General features: G+C 43.9%; 1 tRNA gene and 1 pseudogene. One reads left to right on the top strand and one right to left on the bottom strand.

From position 1 onward, the window contains the following. A pseudogene (locus A3761_RS07115) lies at positions 1-477 on the top strand (gamma-glutamyl-gamma-aminobutyrate hydrolase family protein); the annotation flags it as partial. Between the two features lies 1 nt (position 478). On the opposite strand, the gene A3761_RS07110 reads toward A3761_RS07115, so the two are convergent. Further along, a tRNA-Ser gene (locus A3761_RS07110) sits at positions 479-566 on the bottom strand. Positions 567-656: the final 90 nt, after the last annotated feature.

Here is a 656-nt window from a genome sequence, read left to right as displayed (position 1 = left end):
TTACAGTGTGTCGAAAATGAAACCCCTGTATTTGCATCTTGTTTTGGTTTTCAGTTAGCTGCCCAAGCATTGGGACGTGAAATTATTGATGACAAAGAAAATTACGAGATGGGCACTATCCCAATATCTCTCACCGAACATGCTGCTTCAGATCAGGTCTTTCGTGGCATCAGAAATGACTTTCTCGCAGTATCGGTTCATCAGCAAAAAGCGATTTCGGCACCCGAAGGCTGCATAGAATTAGCCTATACCGATATTTGCTGCCATGCCTTTAGAGTTGCGAACAAACCATTCTGGGCATTCCAGTTCCATCCTGAAGTTGATCGAGATATTTTGATTGACAGGCTGACCTACTACAAAGAAAAATATACAGATGATGATGGGCATTTAACAGAGGTATTAGAAAGCGCCCAAGAAACACCAGAATCTAACCATTTGATAGGGTTGTTTGTTGATAGGGTGTTGTTAGGAAACTAATTGGCGGAGAGGGAGGGATTCGAACCCTCGATACCTTGCGGTATACACACTTTCCAGGCGTGCTCCTTCGGCCACTCGGACACCTCTCCGTTTTGAACTTTCTAGCTTCGCAAATGGTGTAAACCCTGTTACGCTCCCAGAAAGGTGCGCTACTCTAAACTAGCATTTTAATCATTGCA

The sequence above is a fragment of the Oleiphilus sp. HI0123 genome (assembly GCF_001635315.1).
Note: the sequence above shows the minus strand (reverse complement) of the source record. Positions and strands in the feature narration are given on the sequence as shown.